This window comes from Haematobacter massiliensis (assembly GCF_000740795.1).
GTDB classification, from domain to species: Bacteria; Pseudomonadota; Alphaproteobacteria; order Rhodobacterales; family Rhodobacteraceae; genus Haematobacter; species Haematobacter massiliensis.
Window position 1 is genome coordinate 291554 of record NZ_JGYG01000006.1, and the last position, 23362, is coordinate 314915.

At 63.5% G+C, this 23362-nt stretch carries 20 protein-coding genes and 1 pseudogene; 14 read left to right on the top strand and 7 right to left on the bottom strand.

All coding sequences use genetic code 11. From position 1 onward, the window contains the following. Nucleotides 1-20: 20 nt before the first annotated feature. Nucleotides 21-1067 (bottom strand): sugar ABC transporter substrate-binding protein, encoded by a 1047-nt coding sequence (locus CN97_RS11010; RefSeq protein ID WP_035711336.1) that lies wholly within the window; start codon nt 1065-1067, stop codon nt 21-23. Nucleotides 1068-1249: 182 nt separating this feature from the next. On the opposite strand from CN97_RS11010, the gene CN97_RS11015 reads away from it, so the two are divergent. Then, entirely contained in the window at nt 1250-2476 is a 1227-nt protein-coding gene (locus CN97_RS11015; RefSeq protein ID WP_051911157.1) for an ROK family transcriptional regulator, read from the top strand. Between the two features lie 3 nt (nt 2477-2479). Here CN97_RS11015 and CN97_RS11020 read toward each other — a convergent pair whose 3' ends face one another. Both CN97_RS11020 and CN97_RS11025 read right to left on the bottom strand, forming a co-directional pair. After that, the gene (locus tag CN97_RS11020) at nt 2480-3874 is read right to left on the bottom strand and encodes a nucleobase:cation symporter-2 family protein (protein ID WP_035711038.1); all 1395 of its coding nucleotides are present in this window, start codon (nt 3872-3874) and stop codon (nt 2480-2482) included. Nucleotides 3875-4092: 218 nt separating this feature from the next. Continuing rightward, on the bottom strand, nt 4093-4983 hold the full coding sequence (locus CN97_RS11025; protein WP_035711039.1) for a LysR family transcriptional regulator ArgP: 891 nt from the start codon (nt 4981-4983) through the stop codon (nt 4093-4095). An 88-nt stretch (nt 4984-5071) separates the two neighbouring features. Here CN97_RS11025 and CN97_RS11030 point away from each other — a divergent pair, with 88 nt between their 5' ends. The 6 genes and pseudogenes from CN97_RS11030 (at nt 5072) to CN97_RS11055 (ending at nt 10770) form a co-directional block, all read left to right on the top strand. Continuing rightward, on the top strand, nt 5072-5677 hold the full coding sequence (locus tag CN97_RS11030; protein WP_035711040.1) for a LysE/ArgO family amino acid transporter: 606 nt from the start codon (nt 5072-5074) through the stop codon (nt 5675-5677). 84 nt (nt 5678-5761) lie between these two features. Further along, nucleotides 5762-6664, top strand: a complete 903-nt coding sequence (locus CN97_RS11035; RefSeq protein ID WP_035711042.1) for a metal ABC transporter substrate-binding protein — start codon at nt 5762-5764, stop codon at nt 6662-6664. Continuing rightward, nucleotides 6661-7374: pseudogene (locus tag CN97_RS21240) on the top strand (ATP-binding cassette domain-containing protein); the annotation flags it as partial. The gene CN97_RS11035 and the pseudogene CN97_RS21240, both read left to right, overlap by 4 nt. Before the next feature lie 371 nt (nt 7375-7745). Then, the gene (locus CN97_RS11045; RefSeq protein WP_035711044.1) at nt 7746-8591 is read left to right on the top strand and encodes a metal ABC transporter permease; all 846 of its coding nucleotides are present in this window, start codon (nt 7746-7748) and stop codon (nt 8589-8591) included. After that, entirely contained in the window at nt 8591-9403 is an 813-nt protein-coding gene (locus CN97_RS11050; RefSeq protein ID WP_088217272.1) for a metal ABC transporter permease, read from the top strand. Before CN97_RS11045 ends, CN97_RS11050 begins: the two co-directional genes overlap by 1 nt. A 134-nt stretch (nt 9404-9537) precedes the next feature. After that, nucleotides 9538-10770 carry an MFS transporter gene (locus CN97_RS11055; RefSeq protein ID WP_051911158.1) on the top strand — a complete coding sequence of 411 codons (1233 nt, stop codon included), beginning with the start codon at nt 9538-9540 and terminating at the stop codon, nt 10768-10770. A 3-nt stretch (nt 10771-10773) separates the two neighbouring features. Here CN97_RS11055 and CN97_RS11060 read toward each other — a convergent pair whose 3' ends face one another. Beyond that, a complete protein-coding gene (locus CN97_RS11060; RefSeq protein WP_035711048.1) occupies nt 10774-11988 on the bottom strand; it encodes an amidohydrolase family protein in 1215 nt (404 codons plus the stop codon). A gap of 63 nt (nt 11989-12051) precedes the next feature. Here CN97_RS11060 and CN97_RS11065 point away from each other — a divergent pair, with 63 nt between their 5' ends. Further along, the gene (locus CN97_RS11065) at nt 12052-12453 is read left to right on the top strand and encodes a membrane protein (RefSeq protein WP_035711050.1); all 402 of its coding nucleotides are present in this window, start codon (nt 12052-12054) and stop codon (nt 12451-12453) included. A gap of 26 nt (nt 12454-12479) precedes the next feature. On the opposite strand, the gene CN97_RS11070 is transcribed toward CN97_RS11065, so the two are convergent. Together CN97_RS11070 and CN97_RS11075 are read right to left on the bottom strand one after the other, a co-directional pair. Continuing rightward, nucleotides 12480-13166, bottom strand: coding sequence for a GntR family transcriptional regulator (locus CN97_RS11070; RefSeq protein WP_035711053.1), 687 nt, complete (start codon nt 13164-13166; stop codon nt 12480-12482). A 64-nt stretch (nt 13167-13230) separates the two neighbouring features. Beyond that, a complete protein-coding gene (locus CN97_RS11075) occupies nt 13231-14682 on the bottom strand; it encodes an aldehyde dehydrogenase (RefSeq protein WP_088217273.1) in 1452 nt (483 codons plus the stop codon). Between the two features lie 371 nt (nt 14683-15053). On the opposite strand from CN97_RS11075, the gene repA reads away from it, so the two are divergent. The 5 genes from repA to CN97_RS11105 all read left to right on the top strand — a co-directional run bounded on the left by repA (nt 15054) and on the right by CN97_RS11105 (nt 20634). Next, on the top strand, nt 15054-16241 hold the full coding sequence (gene repA, locus CN97_RS11080) for a plasmid partitioning protein RepA (protein ID WP_035711056.1): 1188 nt from the start codon (nt 15054-15056) through the stop codon (nt 16239-16241). Further along, nucleotides 16241-17173 carry a plasmid partitioning protein RepB gene (gene repB / locus CN97_RS11085; protein ID WP_035711058.1) on the top strand — a complete coding sequence of 311 codons (933 nt, stop codon included), beginning with the start codon at nt 16241-16243 and terminating at the stop codon, nt 17171-17173. Before repA ends, repB begins: the two co-directional genes overlap by 1 nt. A gap of 173 nt (nt 17174-17346) precedes the next feature. After that, nucleotides 17347-18411 carry a plasmid replication protein RepC gene (gene repC, locus CN97_RS20255; RefSeq protein ID WP_084684113.1) on the top strand — a complete coding sequence of 355 codons (1065 nt, stop codon included), beginning with the start codon at nt 17347-17349 and terminating at the stop codon, nt 18409-18411. A gap of 684 nt (nt 18412-19095) precedes the next feature. Then, nucleotides 19096-19533, top strand: a complete 438-nt coding sequence (locus tag CN97_RS21245) for a tyrosine-type recombinase/integrase (protein WP_248700087.1) — start codon at nt 19096-19098, stop codon at nt 19531-19533. Between the two features lie 78 nt (nt 19534-19611). Next, the gene (locus CN97_RS11105; protein ID WP_035711064.1) at nt 19612-20634 is read left to right on the top strand and encodes an NADP-dependent oxidoreductase; all 1023 of its coding nucleotides are present in this window, start codon (nt 19612-19614) and stop codon (nt 20632-20634) included. A 6-nt stretch (nt 20635-20640) separates the two neighbouring features. Here the strand turns inward: CN97_RS11105 and speB are convergent, their stop codons facing one another. Then, a complete protein-coding gene (gene speB / locus CN97_RS11110; protein WP_035711068.1) occupies nt 20641-21591 on the bottom strand; it encodes an agmatinase in 951 nt (316 codons plus the stop codon). A gap of 134 nt (nt 21592-21725) precedes the next feature. Between speB and CN97_RS11115 the strand changes: the two genes are divergently transcribed. Continuing rightward, on the top strand, nt 21726-23270 hold the full coding sequence (locus CN97_RS11115; RefSeq protein WP_035711071.1) for a D-aminopeptidase: 1545 nt from the start codon (nt 21726-21728) through the stop codon (nt 23268-23270). Nucleotides 23271-23362: the final 92 nt, after the last annotated feature.

Sequence of the window (23362 nt, forward strand, 5' to 3'; positions counted from 1 at the left end):
CTGCCCTTCCCTGCCTGCGCCTAGCCCCAGCAGAGGCTGGTGGCCTTGGAGCTGTCGATGGAGTCCACCCCGGAAACCGGATGGTCGGTCACAAGAGCGACGCCGGTATCGAAGAAATCCTTGCCCGGCGTAGGCGCGGGTTTCGTGCCATCGGCTGCGAATTTCGCGATCGCCTCCACACCAAGCGCAGACATCATCAGCGGATACTGCTGCGATGTCGCTCCGATCACACCGGCCTTCACGTTCGCCACCCCGGGACAGCCGCCATCCACGGAGACGATGAGCACATCCTTGTCCCGGCCCGCGGCCTTCAGCGCCTCATAGGCACCGGCGGCGGCGGGTTCGTTGATCGTGTAGACCATGTTGATCTGCGGATCCTTGGTGAGCAGGGCCTCCATCGCGTTGAGGCCACCCTCTTCGTTGCCGCTCGTCACCTCGTTTCCGACGATGCGGGGGTCGGTCTCATCTCCCCAGCGGTTCGGATCGCCGAGGTCGATCCCGAAGCCCGACAGGAAACCCTGATCACGCAGCACATCCACGGAGGGCTGGGAAATGCCGAGGTCCAGCATCGCGATCTTCGCGGTCGCGGCCTTGTCGCCCATCGTGGCCTTTGCCCATTGGCCGATGAGCTCGCCCGCCTTGAAGTTGTCGGTGGCGAATGTCGCATCCGCCGCTTCCGGCGGGTCTAGCGGCGTATCGAGGGCGATCACGAGGATCCCGGCCTGCCGGGCCTGGTCCAGCACATCGACGATGGCCTTGGTGTCCGACGCGGTGATCATGATCCCCTTGGCGCCGCCCGCGATACAGGCCTCTACCGCAGCGACCTGACCTTCGTGGTCGCCGTCGATCTTCCCGGCGTAGGTCTTCATGTTGAGGCCCAGTTCCTTCGCCTTGGCGACCGCTCCCTCCTTCATCTTCACAAAGAACGGATTGGTATCCGTCTTGGTGATCAGACATGCGGTGGGTGGATCCGCGGCCAGCGCCGGTGTGGCGGCGATCATGAGGGCCGACGCTGCCCAGAGAGCGCGTCGTACCGTTATCTTCCGTCCTGCAATCGTGCCGTTCATGGGTTCCTCCCGCATTCCCGCGTCTTGCCGCGGGCCCCTCCGGTTCAGGGAGAGAAATCCGAATCGCCCCCTTGCGTCAAGTTAAATAAATCACTCTGATTTAATATTGCCTAGCGCCTCCTTCGATGTCAGATTGCTTCCACCGGATCAGGGCGCCCCGTCCGGCCAAGCGGGAGGACAGGGTGGCGAAGGCGGAGATCTTGCCTGAAAGGGCATCCCACGAAGGGGTCGGACTGCGCGGCTCGAACCAATCCGCGATGCGTGCACACAACGAACGGCTGGTGCTGTCGCTTCTGCGGCGAAACAACGGCGCGGCGAAATCCGATATCGCGCGGGCGACGGGCCTCTCGGCCCAGACCGTCTCCGTCATCATGCGCGCGCTGGAGGAGGAGGGACTGATCCAGCGCGGCACACCGCAGCGCGGGCGGATCGGGCAACCTTCCGTCCCGATGTCGCTGGCAGCGGATGGGGCATTCTTCCTCGGGCTGAAGATCGGGCGGCGTTCGGCGGATCTGCTGCTCACCGATTTCCTGGGGCGCATCCGGGGCAAGCGGCGCCAGGTCTATCCCTATCCGACGCCCAAGGCCGTACTGGCCTTTGTCGAGCGGGAGCAGGAAGGCCTGCTGGCGGAGCTTCCCCTCCCCCTGCGCAGCCGGGTCGGCGGGCTGGGGCTGGCCATGCCCTTCCAGCTCTGGGAATGGAGCCGGCATATCGACGCCCCGCCGGAGATGATGGAACCCTGGCGCAATACCGACATGCAGGCCGCGCTTTCTGCCCTGACCGGCCTGCCCGTGCATCTCCAGAATGACGCGACCGCCGCCTGCGGAGCAGAATTGGTGTTCGGGACGGGGGAGAAGCCGCGCGACTTTCTTTACTTCTACTTCGGGTACTTCATCGGCGGCGGGCTGGTCCTGAACGGACGCCTGTTCACCGGGCGCGGCGGCAATGCGGCCGGGGTCGCGACCATGCCGGTTCCCGGGCCGGACGGGCGGATGGTGCGTCTGCTGGAAGTCGCCTCCACCTCCAGCCTCGCACGCGCGATGGACGCGGCCGGCCAGTCGTCGGATCAGCTATGGACCAGCCCGGACCACTGGGATGTGGATCCGGCGGTTCTTTCGCGCTGGATGAGAGGTGCGGCTGCGGGGCTGGCTTCCGCCACGCTTTCCGCCTGTGCCCTGCTGGAACTGGAGGCGGTGCTGGTCGATGGTTGGATGCCCGCGCAGATACGCGCGGAAGTGGTCGCGCATACGGAGGCGGCGCTCGGCGCGATGGACCTGTCCGGGATCACGCCGCCGCAGATACAGGAAGGCACCGTCGGCCCCGACGCGCGGGCCTTGGGTGCCGCCGCCGCGCCTCTGGCGCAGCGGTATCTCGTCGACCCGGAAGCAACGCTGGGCGACATGGCCTAGCTTTCAGCAGTGCTCCGCGCTGGCCGCGGCGCCCGCGGTTTCCTGCTCGACGGAGGTCTTGGACCGCATCCCGTTGAAGAACAGGTTCAGCAGGACGGAGACAATCGCGGCAAGCAGGATGCCGGATTCCAGCAACGGATGCAGATCATGCGGCAGCGACTGGAAAAACCCGGGTGCGACGATGGGGATCATCCCGACGCCCACGGATACCGCAACAATGAAAAGGTCATTCGGGCGCGTCCGGAAATCCACCGTCGACAGGATGCGTACCCCGGTCACCGCCACCATACCGAACATCACGATCCCCGCGCCGCCCAGCACCACCTGCGGCACGGATTCCACCAGCGCCGCCATCTTCGGCAGCAGGCCAAGGCAGATCATGATCGCACCGCCCGCCACCGTCACCCAACGGGAACGGATGCCCGTGACGCCGACCAGCCCCACGTTCTGGGAGAACGAGGTGTAGGGAAATGTGTTGAACACACCGCCGATCAGCGTACCCAGACCATCTGCCCGCAACCCCCGCGTCAGTGCGGCCTTGCTCACCTTCCGGTCCGTCATCTCGCCAAGCGCGAGGAACATGCCGAGCGATTCGATCAGGGTCACGATTATGACGATACACATCGTCAGGATGGGGATGAGGTGGAAGGTCGGCATGCCGAAGTGGAAGGGCAGCACGATATCCACCCAATGCGCCTCTGCAACCTTCTCGAAATGCATCAGGCCGAGCAGGCTGGCCACCACGCAGCCGGCGACGATACCCAGCAGAACGGCGATGTTGCGCAGGAAACCCGTCGTCCAACGCAGCAGTGACAGAATGACCAGCAGGACGAACCCCGCGATCATCAGCCCCTGGGGTTGGGCATAGGCAGGGTTGGGAAACTGTCCCGGGACACCATCGACAACTCTGGTCAGCGTTGGCACTCCGCCGCCTGCCCAGTTGATCCCGACCCGCATGAGAGAAATCCCGATCACGAGGATGATCGTTCCGGTCACCACAGGCGGAAACAGTGGCAAAAGTCGCGAGATGAATGGCGCGATGACGATGCCGAACAGGCCCGCCGCGATGACTGACCCGAAAATCCCAGTCAGACCGACATCGGTCGTGCCCGCGATAGAGAGGATCGGCCCGACGGACGCAAAGGTCACGCCCATCATCACCGGCATCTTGATGCCAAAGCCGGGGATGCCCCAGGACTGGATGATCGTGGCAATGCCGCAGGCGAACAGGTCGGCGCTGATCAGGAAGGCGACCTCCTGGGGGGACAGGTTCAGCGCACGCCCGACGATCAGCGGAACGGCGACTGCGCCTGCATACATCACAAGCACATGCTGCAAGGCGAGCGGCATGAGCTGCCCCGCCGGCGGACACGAGTCGATTGGGTCGGTCTTGGTCATCGTTTCTGGCACTCCCCCCTGCTCCCGGTCGCATGCCGGGCGTCACACGATTATGACGGTTGCGGGGTCGGGGAATATGTATTCATTTCGCGAAGGTGCTTCTTGACCACGCGAAGTTTCCAAAATCCGCGAAAAACCTGCGTGCCACCCAGACCCGCTGGTGCGAAGTTGACGATGCCTGCTTCGCCGCCGTTTCGCAAGTGCAGAGCGACGTTGCGTCACACCAAAGCATGACGCGCCGCCATGACGATGCTTCGCGTCAGGGGGCCAAGCCGTTCCGCGGCCAACCGGTTGACCTGCCAGTAGAGCGGCACGTCAAGCACAGCACCGGGGATCAGTTCGACCAGCAGCCCCCTATCCAGCGCTTCCTGCACAAGCATCGCCGGGTTCAGGGCCCAGCCCATTCCCACCAGCGTTGCATCAACGAATCCCTGTGTGGACGGCAGCCAATGCGTGGGTGACGCGACCCCCTGCCCCAGATGCATCTCGAGCCAGCGCTGCTGAAGCCGGTCCTTCTGGTCATAGGTGAGCGCAGGTGCGGATGCCATTGCCGCGGCGGTGATGCCATCGGGGAAATGACGTGCGATGAAGTCGGGACTTGCGGTGGCGTGGTAACGCAAGCTGCCCAGCCGCTGAATGCGGCAACCCTGCACCGGCGTTTCGAGACCCGTTACCGCCGCGAGCACCCGCCCGCTGCGAAGCCAGTCAGCCGTGTGATCCTGATCGTCTATCCCGATGTTGAGCAAATAGCCCGTTTCCGCGGTAAAGGGCGCGACGGCCGGAAGAAACCAGGTGCCAAGACTGTCGGCATTGGTGGCGATGTTCAACGTCACCCGCTGCCCCTCTGCCCCGATGAGGCCGGGAAGATGACGGAGCAGCTCATGCTCCAGCAACCCGACCTGTTCCACATGCCGGCAGATCCATGCACCCTTTTCCGTCGCGCGGCAGGGCGTGCCGCGTTCGATCAGCACCGCACCCAGCCGCTCTTCCAGCTGGCGAACACGCTGCGACACGGCCGAGGGCGTGATATTCAGGACGCGGGCAGCACGCTCGAAGCTCCCCGTCTCCACCACCAGTGCCACGGCGCGGGCCAGTGGATAGTCAATCATGAATTCTCCTTAACTGAGACGAGATGCATTAATTTGATTAATGCTCCGCCCCCGCTTACTGCAAGGGCGCATATTCAGGGAGCGTTCGATGACATCCGCCTTCTTCTCCGGTCTGACCATGTCGCTTGGACTGATCGTCGCCATCGGAGCACAGAATGCTTTCGTTCTGCGGCAGGGTCTGCGGAACGAGCATGTGTTTGCGGTCTGCCTGACCTGCGCGCTGTCTGACGCCGTGCTTGTGACGCTGGGCGTCGCGGGCTTCGGGCGGCTCACCGGCCAGTTTCCCTGGCTCGAGCCGGTGATGCGCTATGGCGGCGCCGCATTTCTGCTGTGGTATGCCGCGCGAAGCCTCCGGTCCGCACTTCGGTCGGAGGCGGCGCTGACCGTCAAGGATGCTCCCCCGGCGACACTCCGGCAAGTATTGCTGGCCTGTCTGGCGATCACCTGGCTCAATCCGCATGTCTATCTGGATACCGTGGTGCTGCTCGGCTCTGTCTCTACCCAGTTTGCGGGCAACCGACCGGTCTTTGCCGCCGCGGCAATCCTGGCATCCGTGACGTTTTTCTTTGCGCTGGGATATGGGGCGCGGTTGCTCCGGCCGGTCTTTGCGCGCCCCGGCACGTGGCGGCTGGTGGATGGATCCATCGCAGTGGTGATGGTCTTCATCGCCGCGGGATTGCTGCGCGGAGCATGACGCCGCGACGATCTTCCTTGACTTATTGCGAATGATTATCATTTTCATGGTAAGAGCAAAAAGTCATGCAGGATTGGAGCGGGAATGAACCGGATCGGGAGACGCATACTCGGCGCAACGGCGGCGGTAGTGCTGCTGACCGGTACTGCGAGCGCGCAGGAGCGGATGAAGGTGGTCACCACCTTCACCGTCATCGCGGACATGGCGCAACACGTGGCTGGCAACGCGGCGGAAGTCGTCTCCCTCACCCGTCCGGGGGCGGAGATTCATGGCTATGAACCCACGCCCCGCGATCTTGTCCGCGCGCATGGCGCAGACCTGATCCTGTGGAATGGCATGAACCTTGAAGTCTGGTTCGAGAAATTCCTGCGCACGCTCGGTGACGTGCCCTCCGCCACGGTGAGCGACGGGATCGACCCCATCGCGATCACCGCCGGTTCCTATCAGGGAAAGCCCAACCCCCACGCATGGATGGGGCTGACCGAGGCGCTGACTTATGTCGATAACATCGCCGCCGCGCTCGCGGAGCATGATCCCGCCAATGCAGGGGTCTACGCTGGGAATGCCGCTGCGTACAAAAACCGGCTCCGCGCTGCCATCGAGCCGCTGAAGGCGGAGATCGCCGCCCTGCCTGAGAACCGCCGCTGGCTGGTGAGCTGCGAAGGCGCGTTCAGCTATCTCGCCCGCGACCTCGGGCTTCGGGAGCTGTATCTCTGGCCGATCAACGCCGACCAGATGGGGACGCCGCAACAAGTCCGCGCCGTGATCGACGGCGTCCGCCAGAACCACATTCCGGCGGTGTTCTGCGAAAGCACGGTGAACCAGTCCCCTGCCCAGCAGGTCGCGCGGGAAACGGGGGCGCATTATGGCGGCATGCTCTACGTGGATAGCCTGTCTGAGCCGGACGGGCCGGTGCCGACCTTCCTCGACCTGCTGGAGACCACAACCCGCACCATCGCCGACGGGCTGGCGGAGGGCAATCAATGACCGAAGATGCGGGAGTCCTGGTGCATGGTCTGACCGTCACCTATCGCAACGGTCACACAGCCCTCTACGATGCCGGTTTCAGTGTGCCGAGCGGCTCCATCACCGCCCTGATCGGGCCGAACGGCGCAGGGAAATCCACGCTGTTCAAGGCGCTCATGGGCCTCCTCCCTAATTCGGGAGAGGTCCGGCTGCTCGGCTTGCCGGTGGCAGAGGCCCTTGGGAGGAGCCTTGTCGCCTATGTGCCGCAGGCAGAGGAGGTGGACTGGACCTTCCCGGTACTCGTCGAGGACGTAGTGATGATGGGCCGCTATGGCCGGATGGGCTTCCTGCGCCGGCCCCGCGCGGCCGATCGGGAGGCGGTGGACACCGCCCTCGCCCGTGTCGGCATGAGCGAGTATCGCCATCGCCAGATCGGTGAGCTGTCGGGCGGCCAGCGGAAACGGGTATTCCTCGCGCGTGCCCTGGCACAGGACGGGCGGCTCATCCTGCTTGATGAACCGTTCACCGGCGTCGATGCGGGGACGGAGGACCGGATCATCACCCTGCTGGGCGAGTTGCGCGAAGAGGGGCGGGTGATGCTCGTCTCCACACACGACCTTGCTCGGGTGCCAGAGTTCTGTGATCGCGTGGTGATTGTGCGCGGAACGGTTCTTGCATCCGGGCCGACGGCGGAGATCTTCACGCCGGAGACCCTCGCGCTCGCCTTCGGCGAACCGCGACAGGAGAAGGCCCGAGCATTGCCCTGGGGTGCGGGCGCTCTTTCAGAGCAGTCGGTCGATGCTGCCTGGCACCCCCCCGCCGACATATCGGAGGCGGATGCCGCCGGCCCACGAACCGCCGGGAGCGCCGCGCACGAAGCGCATCAGTCACCCGCCTTTGGTCTGCAGAAGACCGGCCAGACCAATAACGCATCGCGCGCAGAGCGGGATGGTTCGGAAGAGCCGCCCTCCGCCTGGCAGCCCGCTCCGCAGCAAATCCCTTCCAGCAGGACCGTCCCTTCTCCAGCACAGCACGCAACGCGAGAGCGGCCGTCTGGCCAACCGCCCGCCGGAACCGCGCTGACGGGGAGCGGTACCGGGTCATGAGCATTCTCTGGGAACCGTTTCTTTACAGCTACATGACCAATGCGATGTGGGTTTCGGCGTTGGTGGGGGGGGTCTGTGCCTTCCTCTCCTGCTATCTGATGCTGAAGGGCTGGTCGCTGATCGGCGACGCCCTGTCGCACTCCGTCGTTCCGGGGGTGGTGGGGGCCTATATGCTGGGCCTGCCCTTCGCGCTCGGGGCTTTCCTGTCGGGAGGGCTGGCGGCGGGGGCGATGCTGCTGCTCTCGGACCGGTCCGGGCTTCGGGTCGATGTGGTGATCGGGCTGATCTTCACTGCCTTCTTCGGGCTCGGCCTGTTCATGGCCTCGCTGAACCCGATGTCGGTCTCCATCCAGACCATCACCATGGGCAACATTCTTGCCATCACGCCGGAGGATACGCTGCAACTCGCCCTGATCGGCCTGGTGTCGCTGGCGATCCTGCTGGCCAAGTGGAAAGATCTGATGGTGGTGTTCTTCGATGAGGTCCATGCCCGCACCATCGGCCTCCGCCCGGGGCTGCTGAAAGGCTTGTTCTTCATGCTGCTCTCCGCCTCGGTAGTGGCCGCGATGCAGACGGTGGGGGCCTTTCTGGTGATCGCCATGGTGGTGACGCCGGGCGCCACGGCCTATCTGCTCACGGACCGCTTCCCGCGGCTGATCGTGCTCTCCGTGGCCATCGGCGCGGGGACGAGCTTTCTCGGCGCCTATCTCAGCTACTTCCTGAACGGGGCGACCGGAGGGATCATCGTCTGCCTTCAGACGACGGTATTCCTGCTGGCCTTCTTCCTCGCCCCCAAGCATGGGCGTCTCGCCGCGCGCCGGCGGACGAGAGAGGCCGCCTGATGGAAACGCTGCTCTTGCCGTTTCACTTCCCGTTCATGCAGAACGCCTTCCTCATCGCGGCGATCGTTGCGGTTCCGGCGGCGCTCCTGTCGTGCTTTCTGGTGCTGAAGGGCTGGGCGCTGATGGGCGATGCGGTGAGCCATGCCGTCCTGCCCGGCATCGTCATCGCCTATATGTTTCAGATCCCGCTGATCCTCGGCGCCTTCGGAGCGGGAATGACGGCGGCGCTTGCCACCGGCTATCTCTCCGACAACAGCCGGGTGAAGCGCGACACGGTCATGGGCATCGTGTTCTCCGGCATGTTCGGGTTGGGGATCGTCCTCTATACCTCCATCCCGTCGGACGCGCATCTGGATCACATCCTGTTCGGCAACATGCTGGGCGTCGGGCCGCATGATCTGTGGACGGCCGGAGCCATTTCGCTGCTGGTCGGCGGCATGCTCCTGCTCAAGTGGCGCGATCTGCTGCTCCATGCCTTCGACCCAGTGCAGGCACGGGCGATGGGACTGCGCACGGGGGTGCTGCACTACGGGCTGCTGGTGCTGCTGTCGCTGATGATCGTGGCGCTGCTGTCGGCGACGGGGCTGATCCTTGCCGTGGGGCTGCTCATCGCGCCGGGGGCTATCGGGTTTCTGGCGTCGAGGCGCTTCCCCGTGATGATGGTCGTCGCCGCCGTCTCCTGCGCCGTGGCGATGTTGGGAGGGGTCTATCTCAGTTTCTTCCTCGACAGCGCGCCGGCGCCGACGGTGGTGCTTCTGCTGACGGGAATTTTCCTCATCGCGCTGGGGGTTCGGCAATTCCGGAGCAGCTGATGCCCTGGAAGCGGGCGGCCCGCCTGATTGCAGCGCATACCCGTCGGCCAAGCGCCCCCGGCGGGCCGGAACGGATTGCCCCGCGACGGAAGGTCGCATAGAGCATGCCGACTGCAAAATCCGGGAGCAAGGCGATGGTCGAGGAACGGACCGGGGCGGCGTGGGACGACCGCCCGGTGGATGCAAAGGCGCGCAAGGCGCTCTGGGGATCGGCCATCGGCTATGCGATGGACGGGTTCGATCTCCTGATCCTCGGCTTCATGCTCAAACCCATTTCGCAGGATCTGGGTCTCAGCCCGGCGCAGGCGGCATCTCTGGTCACTGCAACTTTGGTGGGTGCCGTCGTGGGCGGCATTCTGTTCGGGATGCTGTCCGACAGGCTCGGCCGTGTCCGGGTGCTGACATGGACCATCGTCGTCTTTGCCGTGTTCACCGGTCTGAGCGCGCTGGCGCAGGGGTATTGGGATCTGCTGATCTACCGCACCATCGCGGGGCTCGGGCTGGGTGGAGAGTTCGGGATCGGTATGGCGCTGGTCGCGGAGGCCTGGCCCGCGTCGAAGCGCGCACGCGCCTCCTCCTATGTCGGGCTGGGCTGGCAGGCGGGCGTGCTGGCGGCGGCGCTCCTCACGCCGCTGCTGCTGCCGGTGATCGGCTGGCGGGGCATGTTCGTCATCGGCCTGTTTCCGGCGCTGGCGGCATGGGTAATCCGCCGCACGCTGCACGAGCCGGAGGTATTCGTGGAGAAGACGCGCCAGCGGCCCGCCCGCTCGCCCCTCGGCCTTCTCGTCGCGGACCGGGAAACGCGGAAGATCAGCCTTGGCATGGTGATCCTGTGCTCGGTGCAGAACTTCGGCTACTACGGCGTGATGATCTGGCTGCCGAACTACCTGTCCACCCGGTTCGGCTTCGCGCTCACGCAATCCGCGCTGTGGACGGCGGTGACGATCCTCGGCATGGCGGCGGGTATCTTCTGCTTCGGCCATATCGCGGACAGGATCGGGCGGCGGCCCGCCTTCTTCGGCTATATGCTCGGCGCAGCCGTGATGGTGTTGGCCTATTCCCGCCTCACGGATCCTACGGCTCTGCTGATCGGCGGCGCGGTCATGGGCTTCTTCGTCAACGGGATGTTGGGGGGCTACGGCGCGCTGATGAGCGAGCTTTACCCCACGGCGGCGCGGGCCACGGCCCAGAACGTGCTGTTCAACGTCGGGCGCGCTGTGGGCGGCTTCGGCCCGGTCGTGGTGGGTGCGATCGCCGCAACACATGGATTCGAGACCGCCATCGCCCTGCTGGCCGCACTTTATGTTCTCGACATCGTGGCGATGTTCTGGCTGATCCCGGAGCGTAAGGGCGAGCAGCTCTCCTGACCTTCAGGGAAGCAGGATGCGCGCAGGCGGACGGACGAAACTCGGCCGCCCGCGCTTGAACCCGGCGATGGGTTGGGCGATGCTCCCGAACGCTTCGACCGGATCGGTCGCATCCAGCACGACGATATCCGCCCGGTCGCCCACCGCCAGTCCGTAGCCTTCCAGCCGCATCAGCCGCGCCGCCCCCTCGGTGACGAGGGCCATACAAAGCGGAAACGCCTCCGACCCAAGCTGCATCACATTTGCATAGAGGTTAGCCATGCGGAGGAGCGATGCGTCGCCATAGGGCGTGAACGGGTTCATCACGTTGTTGGTCGCGACCGAGGCATTGCCGCCCCGCGCGGCGAGCAGATGCACCGGCGCCACGCCGCGGACCGCCCGGAACCCCTCTGACCGCCCGTTGAGATACAGGTCGGTGGACGGCAGGGCCGTGACCCCCACCCCCGCCCACAGGAGCAGGTCCGCATATCGCGCAAAGGCCCCCTCCCCCATCGCAGCGAGTTTCGTCGCGTGGCCGATGGTGACCCGGCCGTGCCAACCCGCACGGGCCGTCGCCTCGCAGATCGCATCCATATGCGTCCAGCCGGGATCGAGATCGAAGTCCAGATGGAAATCGATGTCGACGTCATGCTCGACCGCCATGGCGAAGACGCGCCGGATCTGCTCTTGCGGATCGGTGTCGGTATAGGGACAGCCGCCGATCAGATCAGCCCCTTCCGCAAGCGCCTGCCGGAGCAGCGCCTCCGCGCCGGGGTCATTGGTCAGCCCCTCCTGAGGAAACGGGCAGAGCGTGATGTCGCAGGCAAAGGCATAGTCGTCTCGCAGGCGTTTCATCGCCGCGAAACTCCGCAGGCCCACGCGGGGATCCACCTCCACATGGGCGCGCATGTGCATTGTCCCCTGCCGGATCGCCGCCTCCACCACTCTGGCGCCCCGGGCATGGACATCAGCCTCGCTGAAATCGCGCTTCAGACGGGAGACGGCGGCGACGGCCTCGGCGAGGCTCCCGGCGCCCTGTCCGCAGCGGCAGATCAGGCCCGCCTTGTCGAGATGGATGTGGCTCTCCACCAGCCCGGGCACGGCGATCCGACCGCCGAAATCCTCTCCCTGCCCCGCCAACGAACCTAAGTCCGCGATCCGGCCATTGCGAATGCCGATATCCAGTGCCTCGATGCCAGAAAAGGGCCGGACGTTTCGCAGGATGAGGTCGAACGTCACAGCTTGTCTCCTGATCCCCGTACAGTATCCTGAATGTGTATGCAGTTAAGCCGGAGCTTGGCAATGACCGACAGGACAGAGCGGGATGTGGCGGCGGTCAGAGCCTATCTGGAGGCCTCCATGCGACCGGACCCGGCGGCTGCCGCGGCCCATGTCGCGCCAGGGTTTCTGTGCCGCTTTACCGGCAACCGCGAATTCACCGCGCCCGACGGACCGACGAGCGTCAATGCGGCCCGCTACGCCTGGGTGAAGAAGCGGATCGACCGGTACGACGCCATGCCCGATGGTCCCCGCACAGTGATCTACTGCACCGGCCACCTGTACGGTGCCTGGCCGGACGGGACACTCTTTGACCACAATCGTTTCGTAGATCGTTTCGTGGTCGAGGACGGCTTGATCCTGGAGACGGACGTCTGGAACGACAGCGCGGAATGGCTGCTAGACCCTTCCCTTTCCCGCCGCTAAGCGCCTGCCGGCCAATCAACCTCAAGTCAGTTCACGTAGGGAGCGAGTATATCGGCAAGCTCCCGCGTTCTGGCTCCCTTGCTCGATAACATTGCGCGCTCGGCTACCGCCTCCAGATGCTTATCCATAAGCGCCATCGCCGCCTCTGGCGGGCCAGTGCGGATGGTTTCGATCAGCTCGAGATGCTCGTTCACCGCGCAGTCGGAAGAATGGGGCCGCGCGAGCGTTGAGAGCGCCAGACCCGCACGGTAACAGATCTCCGTGACATAGCGGATGAGGATCGGCTTCTCCGTCATTTCGGCAAGACGGACGTGAAATTCCGTCGCCAGACGGATCGCGGGGCCATCCGGCCCATGGCGCGCGTTGTCCTCCACCTCCACCAGCGCACGCAGTTCCGTGGCTTGCTTCTGTGTCAGCACACCGGCCAGGTGCCCCACCACCTGCCGCTCGAGCGCGATGCGGATGTCGAAGATATCGCGCGCCTCCTCAGGTGTTGGGACAGCGACCGTGGCGATCCGGTTCCGGCGGAGATCGACCAGCCCCTCTGCCGCCAGCTGACCAAGGGCATGGCGGGCAAGCGTGCGGCTTACCCCGAACGACTCGCCCACACCATCCTCCGGCAGCCGATCGCCGGGCAGCAGCGCGCCTTCGATGATGGCGCGGCGGATGGCGCGGCAGATCGCTTCGGTCTTGTCACCCTTCAACTGGGCCATGCATCTCTCCTGCGTCTCGCGCGCATCCTGCCGATCCGGCGCGCGAGCGCAAGCAGTGAGGTGCCTACAGCGGGTACTGACCGGGCCGGGTTTCCAGGGTGATCCAGCGCAGATCGGTAAACTCGGCGATCCCCGCCTGGCCTCCGAAGCGTCCATACCCGGATGCCTTGACGCCGCCGAAGGGCATCTGCGCCTCATCATGCACGGTTGGCCCGTTGATATGGCATATCCCGGACCGGATCTGCCGCGCGACCTCCAGCCCGCGGGCGGTATCGCGGGTGAAGACCGCAGCGGACAGGCCATATTCCGTATCATTGGCAATATGGATCGCATCCGCCTCGTCACGCGCGCGGAACAGCGCTACGACCGGGCCGAAGCTTTCCTCATAGGCGATGCGCATGTCGGAGGTCACGCGGTCCACCACCTGCGCGGGCATGAGCACACCGTCGGCCGCGCCTGCGGAATGCACCACCGCACCCTTGTCGCGCGCATCGTCGATCAGGGCGGCCACCTTCTCCACCGTCCGCAGATCGACCACAGCGCCGAGCGGCGCCTTTCCGTCCGCCGGGTTGCCCGCGGTCAGACCCTTTGCGCGTGCGATGAACTTTGCCGCGAAATCCTCTGCGATTTCGGGCGCAAGGATGATGCGCTCGGTGGACATGCAGATCTGACCCTGATTGAAGAACGCGCCGAAGATCGCTGCTTTCACCGCTTCATCGACATCCGCATCCTTCAGGACGAGGAACGGCGCCTTTCCTCCCAACTCCAGCAACACGGGTTTCAGGTTCCGGGCGGCGCGTTCTGCGATGATACGGCCCACCTTGGTCGAGCCGGTGAAGTTGATGCGCCGCACTGCCGGATGGTCGATGAGCACAGCGACGATATCCGCCGCATCCTCGGGCGCATTGGTGACGAGGCTGACCAGGCCCTTGGGCAGGCCGCCCTCCTCCAGAGCCTCGACAATGAGTGCATGCGTCAACGGGCAGATCTCGGAGGCCTTGAACACCACTGCATTGCCACAGGCCAGCGGCGTCGCCAACGCCCGGGTGCCGAGGATGACCGGCGCATTCCATGGCGCGATGCCCAGCACCACGCCCGCAGGCTCCCGGATTGACATCGACAGGCAACCCGGTTTGTCGGAGGGGATTACCTCCCCCGCCACCTGGGTCGTAAGGGAGGCCGCCTCGCGGAGCATGGACGCGGCGAGCGAGACATTGAACCTGGCCCAAGGCTCGGTTGCGCCGATCTCCGCCGCCATCGCCGACACAAAAAGATCGCCCTTGGCCGCGAGCGCATCCGCAGCCTTGAGGAGCGCGGCCCGCCGGGCATTGGGGCCAAGCGCCGCCCATGCCGGGAACGCCGCGGCTGCAGCATCCACCGCGGCAACGGCATCCTGCACCGTCGCGGCCTGCGCCTCGCTCGCGACGGCGCCGGTCACGGGGTTCAGACGCTGATAGGTCCGGCCACCGCCAGATGCCTTCTCCTCGCCGCCGATCTTCATCTTCACCGTTGTCATTTTTTCCTCCGGCCCGTCTGCTTCTGCGCGGCTATACTATTCGGTATCTGTCGCCGCTCGACAGGGAAGAAACGCCGCAGCCGCGCATGGCGGTTGCCGCGGACCTTTGTCGCACCCGATTCTCCGTCCACGCGCGCCGAGCCTATTTCGTCGCTCCAAATCTCGTGGCAGAGGCGCCAAAAGCGGATAAAGCTGCCGGTAACTCCGGTACCTTGCGATTTTTTTGCCGGGGTGAGCGCGAAAGACGACGGATCCGGCGTGGAAAGCCGCTGAAAGGTCTTGTCCGAATCCCGCGTTTCAGGCAGTTATTTACGCCAACAACAGAATAAAACGACCAGAAGCGTAACTAACGATCTGGCGCGAGGCAGTAGATGACAAAACAGGAACGCATTGACGTTCTCGTGGGAGAACATGCCGCGCGGCTTTCGGAGCGGCTTCAGGCGCATCGTGCCCAACTCTTTCCGCCCGATGCGCGCAAGGAACTGCGGAAATTCACCTCGGGCGAGGTGGCGGAGCTTCTGGGCGTCAAGGATGCCTATCTGCGAAAACTGCATCTCGAAGGGCGTGGCCCGAGCCCGGAGACGCGGGCGGGCGGGCGGCGTTACTACACCCTTGCGGATGTGCAGGCGCTACGAGAAATGCTTGAAAAGGGGGCAAAATCTCCCGGAACCTACCTGCCCGGACGGCGAGAGAACGATCATCTTCAGGTGATCGCTGTCATCAACTTCAAGGGCGGCTCGGGTAAGACGACCACTGCCGCGCATCTCGCCCAGAAGCTCGCGCTGGACGGCTACCGGGTTCTCGCGGTCGATCTGGATCCGCAGGCCAGCCTCAGCGCGTTGCACGGATTTCAGCCGGAGTTCGACCTGATAGACGGCGGCACGCTCTACGACGCGATCCGCTACGATGTGCCGGTCCCGCTCGCGGATGTGATCCAGCCGACCTATTTCCCTAACCTCGACATCATTCCGGGAAATCTCGATCTCATGGAGTTCGAGCATGATACGCCCCGAATGCTCGCCTCGCGCACGGGGCAGTTCTTTTTCACCCGCGTTGGCGACAAGCTGGCGGAGGTGGAGGCTGACTATGATGTGGTGGTGATCGACTGCCCGCCGCAACTGGGCTTTCTGACGATGTCGGCGCTGTCTGCCGCCACTGCGGTATTGGTTACCGTCCATCCGCAGATGCTGGACGTGATGTCGATGTGTCAGTTCCTGTTGATGACGTCCAACCTGCTGGGGGTCGTGTCGGAGGCGGGGGGCAACATGTCCTACGACTGGCTGCGTTATGTCGTGACGCGCTATGAGCCGGGCGATGGGCCGCAGAACCAGATGGTGAGCTTCATGCGCTCCATGTTCGGGGAACATGTGCTCAACCATCCAGTGCTGAAATCGACCGCGATTTCCGACGCCGGGATCACCAAACAGACGCTTTACGAAATCGAGCGAACGCAGTTCGTCCGCGCCACCTATGAACGCGCGATGGAAAGCCTGAATGCCGTCAACGGTGAGATCGAGGCCCTGATCCAGCAGGCATGGGGACGGAAGGGAGGCACGTGATGGCACGGAAAGACCTTCTCAAAGGGCTTATGAATGTGGGGGATCCCCCCTCCCCTGCCGGCGTTTCGCCCGGCCAGCCGATCCCCCGACCAGGACGCGGCGCCATCGGTGCGGTCAGTCAGTCCATTGCCCATCTGCGAAGCCGGTCGGTCATCGACGTGCCGCCCGACATGATAGACAATGCCGGGATTCGCGACAGGCTGGACGACGATGCGGAAGGAATCGCGGCGCTCGCGGAAAGTATTCGCGATTACGGCCAGCAGGTTCCCGTGCTTCTCCGTCACTCGCCCAATTATGAGGGCCGGTACGAAGTGGTCTATGGCCGGCGCCGTGTCTCGGCGCTGAAGTTGCTTGGACAACCTGTCAAGGCGATGATCCGCAACCTTAACGATCGCGAGCTGGTGATAGCTCAAGGGCAGGAGAACACTGCCCGCAAGGACTTGAGCTTCATCGAGAAAGTGAATTTTGCTCGCGCGATGCGGGATGAGGGTTTCGACCGGAAGATCATCTGCGATGCGCTTCAGATCGACAAGACTTTGATTTCACGCATGCTTTCCATTGCCGATGCAGTTCCCCTTCCACTGATGCGCGCGATCGGGACGGCCCCGGGGATAGGTCGGGATCGCTGGTCGGCGCTTGCCGCGAGGCTGAAGGGTCGGCGCATTGATGATGTGCTCCCACTCGCAGAGGGCGCCACATCCGACATACGGTTTGAGGCGGTTCTAGCCAGTCTTACGCAGCGGTCCCCCTCCCCTGCCCCGGACAAGATACCACTTAACGGGAGCAGCGGCGAACGATTGGGCGCTGTTTCGCGCAACAATCGGGCCACGATGCTTACGATAGACAGCAGCCGGCACGCGCAGTTCGCAGATTGGCTGATTGAGAACATGGACGAAATTCACCGCAGCTGGCTATCCGGCCGCGAGGAATGATCTGGCGAAACAAGCAAGGGAGCACGAAGCAGGACAAAGAAAAGCCCCTCAGGACATGACATCCCGAAGGGCCGTTCCGTCGATCTAGCACTTCGAACGTAACGGCTTTCGTTGACAGCTGTCAACTCCCGTCTTTCTGCGGCGGCCGATATTTCGCGTCCTCGTGATATGAGATGAAGCATATTTCCATAACGCCTTTCGGGCGGCCGATCACGGCTGACCTGATGGCGGCGCGCGCTCTGGCGCGAGGCTCGGCCGAAGCAAAAGCGGTTCCGAAATGGGAACCTTTGCGCGACCTAACGGTCGCGAGGAAGGCCTTTTCCCTTTCCGATCGAGACCTCTCGGTTCTGCAAGCGCTGATCTCTTTCGTGGGAGATGATGTCATCTTCCCGGAGGGATGCATTGTCTTTCCGTCGAATGCGACCCTCTCACACCGCGCTCATGGGATGCCAGAAAGCACGTTACGTCGTCATATAGCGGCCCTGGTCGCCGCAGGTGTAATTCTGCGGCACGACAGCCCCAACGGCAAGCGATACGCTACCCGTACCAGCGACGCTCACCCTGCCCGCGCATTTGGTTTTGACCTTGGGCCACTTGCTCGGCGAGCTGCAGAGATTCGCGGCGTGGCGGATCAGTGCCGTGAAGCCGATCAGCACCTTCAACTGCTTCGCGAGACAGTCGTCCTTAAGCTAAGAGACGCTCTCCAGTTGGCGCATCTGGATCTGGAAGAGTTGATAGAAATGAAGAAGGCGCTGCGCCGGAAGCTTTCGCACGCGGAGCTGGAACAGATGTCGGAGCGCCTTGGCGAAGTACTCCTTACCAATGAAACCGAAGAAACGAGCGGCAATGACGATCAGAATGAGCGGCACATACAGGAAAACCACATAATAAAGAATAAGAGAAACCGATCTGCGATCGCGGTAAAGCTCACCGATGTGATGAAAGCCTGCACAGAGTTTTCAAGTTTTTACTCAGTTAACGATTGGCCCGCCTTCGTCGAAGCCGCCGAGCAGTTGCGACCGATGCTGGGCATAGACGCATCCGCATGGCTGAAAGCGCGCGAGGTGATGTCACCAGAATGCGCAGCGACTACCATCGCGTGCATCCTGCAGAAACTTAGAAATATCCGGCATCCCTCCGCCTATCTTCGGGTGCTGACCGACAGAGCCAGAAGAGGTGCTTTCTCCCTAGAGAGAATGGTGCATGGACTATCCCCGCGCCTTGCTCCGACAGGTTGACAGCTGTCAACGCCACAATGTTGACAACTGTCAACTCAACCTGCTTGCGTGTTGTGCCTCTGTAAGGAAAAATCGGCATGGTTGATCCTACCACTTCCATTGCTCTCGCGACCGGGCTCAGCAGCGATCTCGCAGAGCTTTATCGGCGAGGAACACCAGAAAACACGCTTCGAGCCTGGGAGCGAGACCTCGCCTATATCTCCGCATGGCGAATACTCCGCTTTGGGGACCCGCCGGTTTGGCCCGAGCGAGAAGATGTCGCCTTGGCTTTCCTGCTCGATCATGCCCGCGATTTACAAGAAGCCGCTGACCAGGATCCCGCGCGTCTGGCGGCCGAGAATCTGATCGCCAGCGGGCTGCGCCGTCAGCTCTCCTGTCCAGCCGCTGCGACATTGGATCGCCGGATAGCCAGTTGGCGAGCCTTCCATCGAATCCAGAATCTCACATCGCCATTCGATCTTCCCCTGATCCGACAGGCGCGACAGAAGGCGAGGCGCGCTGCTGATCGGCCGCCATCTCCGAAATCGGCAAACCCCGTCACGCGTGAGACGTTGCTGCGGCTCGTCGCAGCAACAGGGCCGGATATGCGAGGGCTCCGCGACCGGGCAATCCTGTTGCTCGCCTGGGGCTCTGGGGGGGCGACGGCGGTCAGAGATTGTCTCGCTGAACATCGAAGACTTGGACTTGCGGGAATTCGACCGGCAAGGGCATGTCTGGATTCGGCTGCGGGGAACCAAGACCACACGGAAAGGCACGACACCAAAACTCGTTCTGAAGGGCAGGGGTGCTCGTAGCCTTGTCGCATGGTTAGACGCTGCGGGAATACAGACTGGTCCGGTCTTTCGTCCGGTGAGCAAATCTGACCGGGTGCTCAAGCGCCGCCTGACGCCAGAAGGCGTGGCATCGGTGCTGCGCCGCCTGATCAGGGACGCTGGATTGCCAGAAGGATTTGCCTCGCCACATGGATTGCGTTCCGGCTTCCTCACGCAAGCTGCACTCGACGGCGCGCCTTTGCAGGCGGCGATGCAGCTTTCCCTTCACCGGTCCGCCGCGCAAGCACAGAAGTATTACGCTGACGTCGATATTGCAGAGAATCCCGCGACCAATCTGCTGGGAGATTGATGTAATTACGTTACATTTGTTGGGAGGTTTTCAGTGCCCTGATCCCATGGCACAACTGTTCCGAAACGGAGGAAACCCATGTCAGATCTCTTGAACCATAGTCTCGTCCTTGCATCGCGACCGGAAGGTCGGCCCACCCCCGCCAATTTCCGAATGGAAGAGTCACAGGTGCCGAGTCCAAGGGAAGGGGAGGTTCTTCTCCGCGTTCGTTATCTTTCGCTCGACCCTTACATGCGTGGTCGGATGAGCGCGGCGCGCTCCTATGCCGCGCCGGTAGAGGTCGGCTCCGTGATGGAAGGCGGCACCGTGGCGGAGGTCGTCCGCTCCCTCAACCCGGATTACCGGGAGGGTGATGTAGTGCTCTCCCATTCCGGCTGGCAGGAATACGCGCTATCGGATGGCACAGACTTGCGGAAGCTTGATCCCGACGAAGCCCCGGTAACGACATCGCTCGGCGTGTTGGGGATGCCGGGGTTCACTGCCTATTCGGGTCTGCTGACCATCGGCCAGCCCAAGCCGGGGGAAACGGTGGTGGTTGCGGCTGCGAGCGGGGCCGTCGGCTCTGTTGTCGGGCAGATCGCGCGCATCAAGGGCGCGCGAGCTGTGGGCATCGCGGGCGGTGCTGACAAATGCGCCTTCGTGCGGGAGGAGTTGGGTTTCGACGCGGCGATTGATCATCACGCGCCAGACTTCGCCCAGCGTCTTGCCGATGCTTGCCCTGACGGAGTCGATGTCTATTTCGAGAATGTCGGCGGCAAGGTTTGGGACGGGGTGTTCCCGTTGCTGAACACCTTCGCCCGCATCCCGGTCTGTGGTCTTATCGCGCAATACAACGCCGTTGGCGTGCCGGAGGGGCCGGACCGGCTGCCGGGGCTGATGCGGCAAGTGCTTTCCAAAAGCCTGCTGATCCGCGGGTTCATCCAGCGTGAATTCGTGGACCAGCGTCCCGCCTTCTATAGGGACATGACCGGATGGATCAGGGAGGGGCGCGTTCGCTACCGCGAGGATATCGTAGAGGGTGGGCTTGCCGCGGTTCCCGAAGCGTTCATAGGGCTGCTGGAGGGGCGGAACTTCGGCAAGCTGGTGGTGAAGATTTCCTGATATACGTCAGGATTCTGATGCAAACATCCGCCCGATGGTGTTGAGCAGGATCTGCGCAGCAAGGATCGCCGTCGTCCCCGTCCGATCATAGTCGGGGGCGACTTCCACGAGATCCATGCCGACAATACGACCCCGCTCGCAAAGCCCTGCGATCAACTCCAATACCTCATAGTAGAGAAAGCCGCCGTGGCTTGGTGTCCCGGTACCCGGAGCGATGGACGGGTCGAACCCGTCGATGTCGAGTGTCAGGTAATAGCGCGCGCCCGCTGGGATCCGGTCCAGAACACGCTCGACCCCCAGCTTCCGGAACTGCCGGACGGAGAGGATGTCCGACCCCTGCGCACGCGCATAGTCGTATCCGTCCTTTGCTGTGGAGGAGACGTTGCGAATGCCAAGCTGACTCATTCCCGTCACCCACGACTTTTCGGAGGCCCGCCGCATCGGATTGCCGTGACCGAAGCGGACGCCGTGACGTTCATCGACAAAATCCAGATGCGCATCGATCTGAACGATGTGAATCGGCTCCTGATCCTCGAACGCGTTGATGCAGGGAATGTTGACGGAGTGATCACCGCCCAGAACTACGGGCACGGCTCCGGCGGCGAGGATCTTCCGAACCCCGTATTCAATGGCGGCATGGCTACCCATCGTATCCGTATGCACGATATCCGCATCCCCAAGGTCGACGATCCGGACCCCTTCCAGATAGGTCCGGTCATCCTCATGGTCATAGGCGCCCGCGTGACCGAAGGAGAAGAGCGTTGACGCCTCGCGTATTCCGCGCGGTCCGAAGCGCGCGCCGGAGCGCCATTGCGTGCCAAAATCGAACGGCGCGCCCAGGATCGCAACATCAGCGGCGATACTGTCCCAATCCTCCACATATCGGCTTTTGGCAAAAGTCGGAATGCCGACGAACGGCAGGTTGAGGCGACCGGATTCATAGCCGTGGGAGGACATGGACAAGCTCCTGTTTCTGTCGGGGGGATAGTGCAGGGGCCGGAGGATGCTGCAAGGCAAATCCGCCGCTTGACGGGGCAGGGGAGGGCTGCCTTCCTTGCGGCGCAGTTGGCACGGCAGCGGAAGTGGATACCATGGACATCGAAGACGCGCTGGACGCTCTCCCCGATCTGTATCCCGGGCCGGGCGGCGTCGCGGGCATCGTGCAGGAGGGCAGTGTGGTGGCCGCACGAAGCTGGGGCTTTGCCGATCTTGCGGCCCGCCTCCCGATGACGGAGGCGGTGAGGCTGCCGATCTGCTCCATCTCGAAACAGTTCACCTGCGCCGCGCTACTGGCGGAGATTGGCGATCCCGCGCGGCTTGACGAACATGTCGCCCGATATCTGCCCCGATTTCGCGCTGGGATTCCCACGGTGCAGCAGCTTTGCGACAATCAGTCGGGCCTCCGGGACTACTGGGCGCTGACGGTGCTGCAGGGCGCTTGCGCGGAGCAGACCTTCCGGCGGGAGGATGCGCTGCCCCTCCTGGCGCGCATGAAGACCGGCCATTTTGTACCCGGCTCCCGCTATTCCTATTCGAACGGCAATTTTCGCCTGCTCGCCGAAATGCTTGAGACCGCGACGGGAGAGGATCTGGGGACGCTTTACGCGCGCCATATCTTCGGCCCTGCGGGGATGGAAACCGCGGCCTTGGTTCCCGATACCCGCCATCCCCCGGATGGCGTCACCGGGTATGAGGGCACACTGGATGTGGGGTTCTTCCCCGCAAGCAATGGTATCTGGTGGAAGGGGGATGCCGGGATCTCCGCTTCACTCACCGATATGCTGGCCTATGAAGCCTGGATCGATGCGACCCGCGACGATCCGGAAGCGCTCTATGCGCAGATCTCCTCTCCAGCGACCTTTGCAGATGGTAGCCCCGCACCGTACGGCCATGGTCTTTTGCGCGGGCAGGAAGGCGGCTTGTCAGTGACAGGTCACGGCGGGGCGCTGCGGGGGTTCCGTGCCTATAGAATACATGCGCAGCAGGCGCGTCTTTCCGTCGTCGTTATGTTCAATCATCAGGCCGACGCGCAGTCGGCTGCCCGGTATTTGCTTCGCAGGGCGCTTGGTCTTCCCGATCCGGTGAGAGTGCCGCCCGGCGAAGTCTGGGACGGGCACTGGCTCTGCCGGGAAACGGGGCTGTCGGTCAGGATCGACGGCGGCACAGCGCCTCGTCTGCGCTATGCCACGTCACCGGAGCCACTGACCTTCCGGCAAGGAGGGCTGGAAGCGACCGACATCAGATTGGAGAGAGGGCAGGGGGGTTTCGTGATGACGCGGCGCGCAGACCGGTTGATAGCGCAGCTGGAGGCACTGCCCCCTTCCGAGCAGCAGACGCCCCACAAGGAAATGCCCGAGGGCCGGTTCTACTCCGATGAGCTGGAGGCGGAGATGCTGCTGCTGCCGGGGGCGGGTGCTCTCTATGTTGGGTTCAGCGGAATGCTGGGCCAGGGCCCGATGGAGCTGGCCCGTCCTCTTGCCCCCGATATCTGGCTTGTCGCAACCCGTCGCTCAATGGATGCCCCCGCTCCCGGGGACTGGACGCTCCGCTTGGAGAGAGATCAATCAGGCCGGATCACGGGCGCGGAGCTCGGTTGTTGGCTGGCTCGCGGCATCCCCTACAGACGAGTGGAATAATCGCGCGCAAGACGGACGCTTTGGCGCAATAATTGTGCGATCTTGGAAAAATTGCATGGATCTGTCATTTTCTTCTTGCGGGTTTGTTTGTG

Bases quoted from the DNA above. Each gene is read 5' to 3' on its own strand.
- CN97_RS11010 (WP_035711336.1), bottom strand. From the start codon at position 1,067: ATGAACGGCACGATTGCAGGACGGAAGATAACGGTACGACGCGCTCTC.
- CN97_RS11020 (WP_035711038.1), bottom strand. From the start codon at position 3,874: ATGACCAAGACCGACCCAATCGACTCGTGTCCGCCGGCGGGGCAGCTC.
- CN97_RS11025 (WP_035711039.1), bottom strand. From the start codon at position 4,983: ATGATTGACTATCCACTGGCCCGCGCCGTGGCACTGGTGGTGGAGACG.
- CN97_RS11030 (WP_035711040.1), top strand. From the start codon at position 5,072: ATGACATCCGCCTTCTTCTCCGGTCTGACCATGTCGCTTGGACTGATC.
- CN97_RS11035 (WP_035711042.1), top strand. From the start codon at position 5,762: ATGAACCGGATCGGGAGACGCATACTCGGCGCAACGGCGGCGGTAGTG.
- CN97_RS11045 (WP_035711044.1), top strand. From the start codon at position 7,746: ATGAGCATTCTCTGGGAACCGTTTCTTTACAGCTACATGACCAATGCG.
- CN97_RS11050 (WP_088217272.1), top strand. From the start codon at position 8,591: ATGGAAACGCTGCTCTTGCCGTTTCACTTCCCGTTCATGCAGAACGCC.
- CN97_RS11055 (WP_051911158.1), top strand. From the start codon at position 9,538: ATGGTCGAGGAACGGACCGGGGCGGCGTGGGACGACCGCCCGGTGGAT.
- CN97_RS11065 (WP_035711050.1), top strand. From the start codon at position 12,052: ATGACCGACAGGACAGAGCGGGATGTGGCGGCGGTCAGAGCCTATCTG.
- CN97_RS11070 (WP_035711053.1), bottom strand. From the start codon at position 13,166: ATGGCCCAGTTGAAGGGTGACAAGACCGAAGCGATCTGCCGCGCCATC.
- CN97_RS11075 (WP_088217273.1), bottom strand. From the start codon at position 14,682: ATGACAACGGTGAAGATGAAGATCGGCGGCGAGGAGAAGGCATCTGGC.
- repA (WP_035711056.1), top strand. From the start codon at position 15,054: ATGACAAAACAGGAACGCATTGACGTTCTCGTGGGAGAACATGCCGCG.
- repB (WP_035711058.1), top strand. From the start codon at position 16,241: ATGGCACGGAAAGACCTTCTCAAAGGGCTTATGAATGTGGGGGATCCC.
- repC (WP_084684113.1), top strand. From the start codon at position 17,347: ATGAAGCATATTTCCATAACGCCTTTCGGGCGGCCGATCACGGCTGAC.
- CN97_RS11105 (WP_035711064.1), top strand. From the start codon at position 19,612: ATGTCAGATCTCTTGAACCATAGTCTCGTCCTTGCATCGCGACCGGAA.
- speB (WP_035711068.1), bottom strand. From the start codon at position 21,591: ATGTCCTCCCACGGCTATGAATCCGGTCGCCTCAACCTGCCGTTCGTC.
- CN97_RS11115 (WP_035711071.1), top strand. From the start codon at position 21,726: ATGGACATCGAAGACGCGCTGGACGCTCTCCCCGATCTGTATCCCGGG.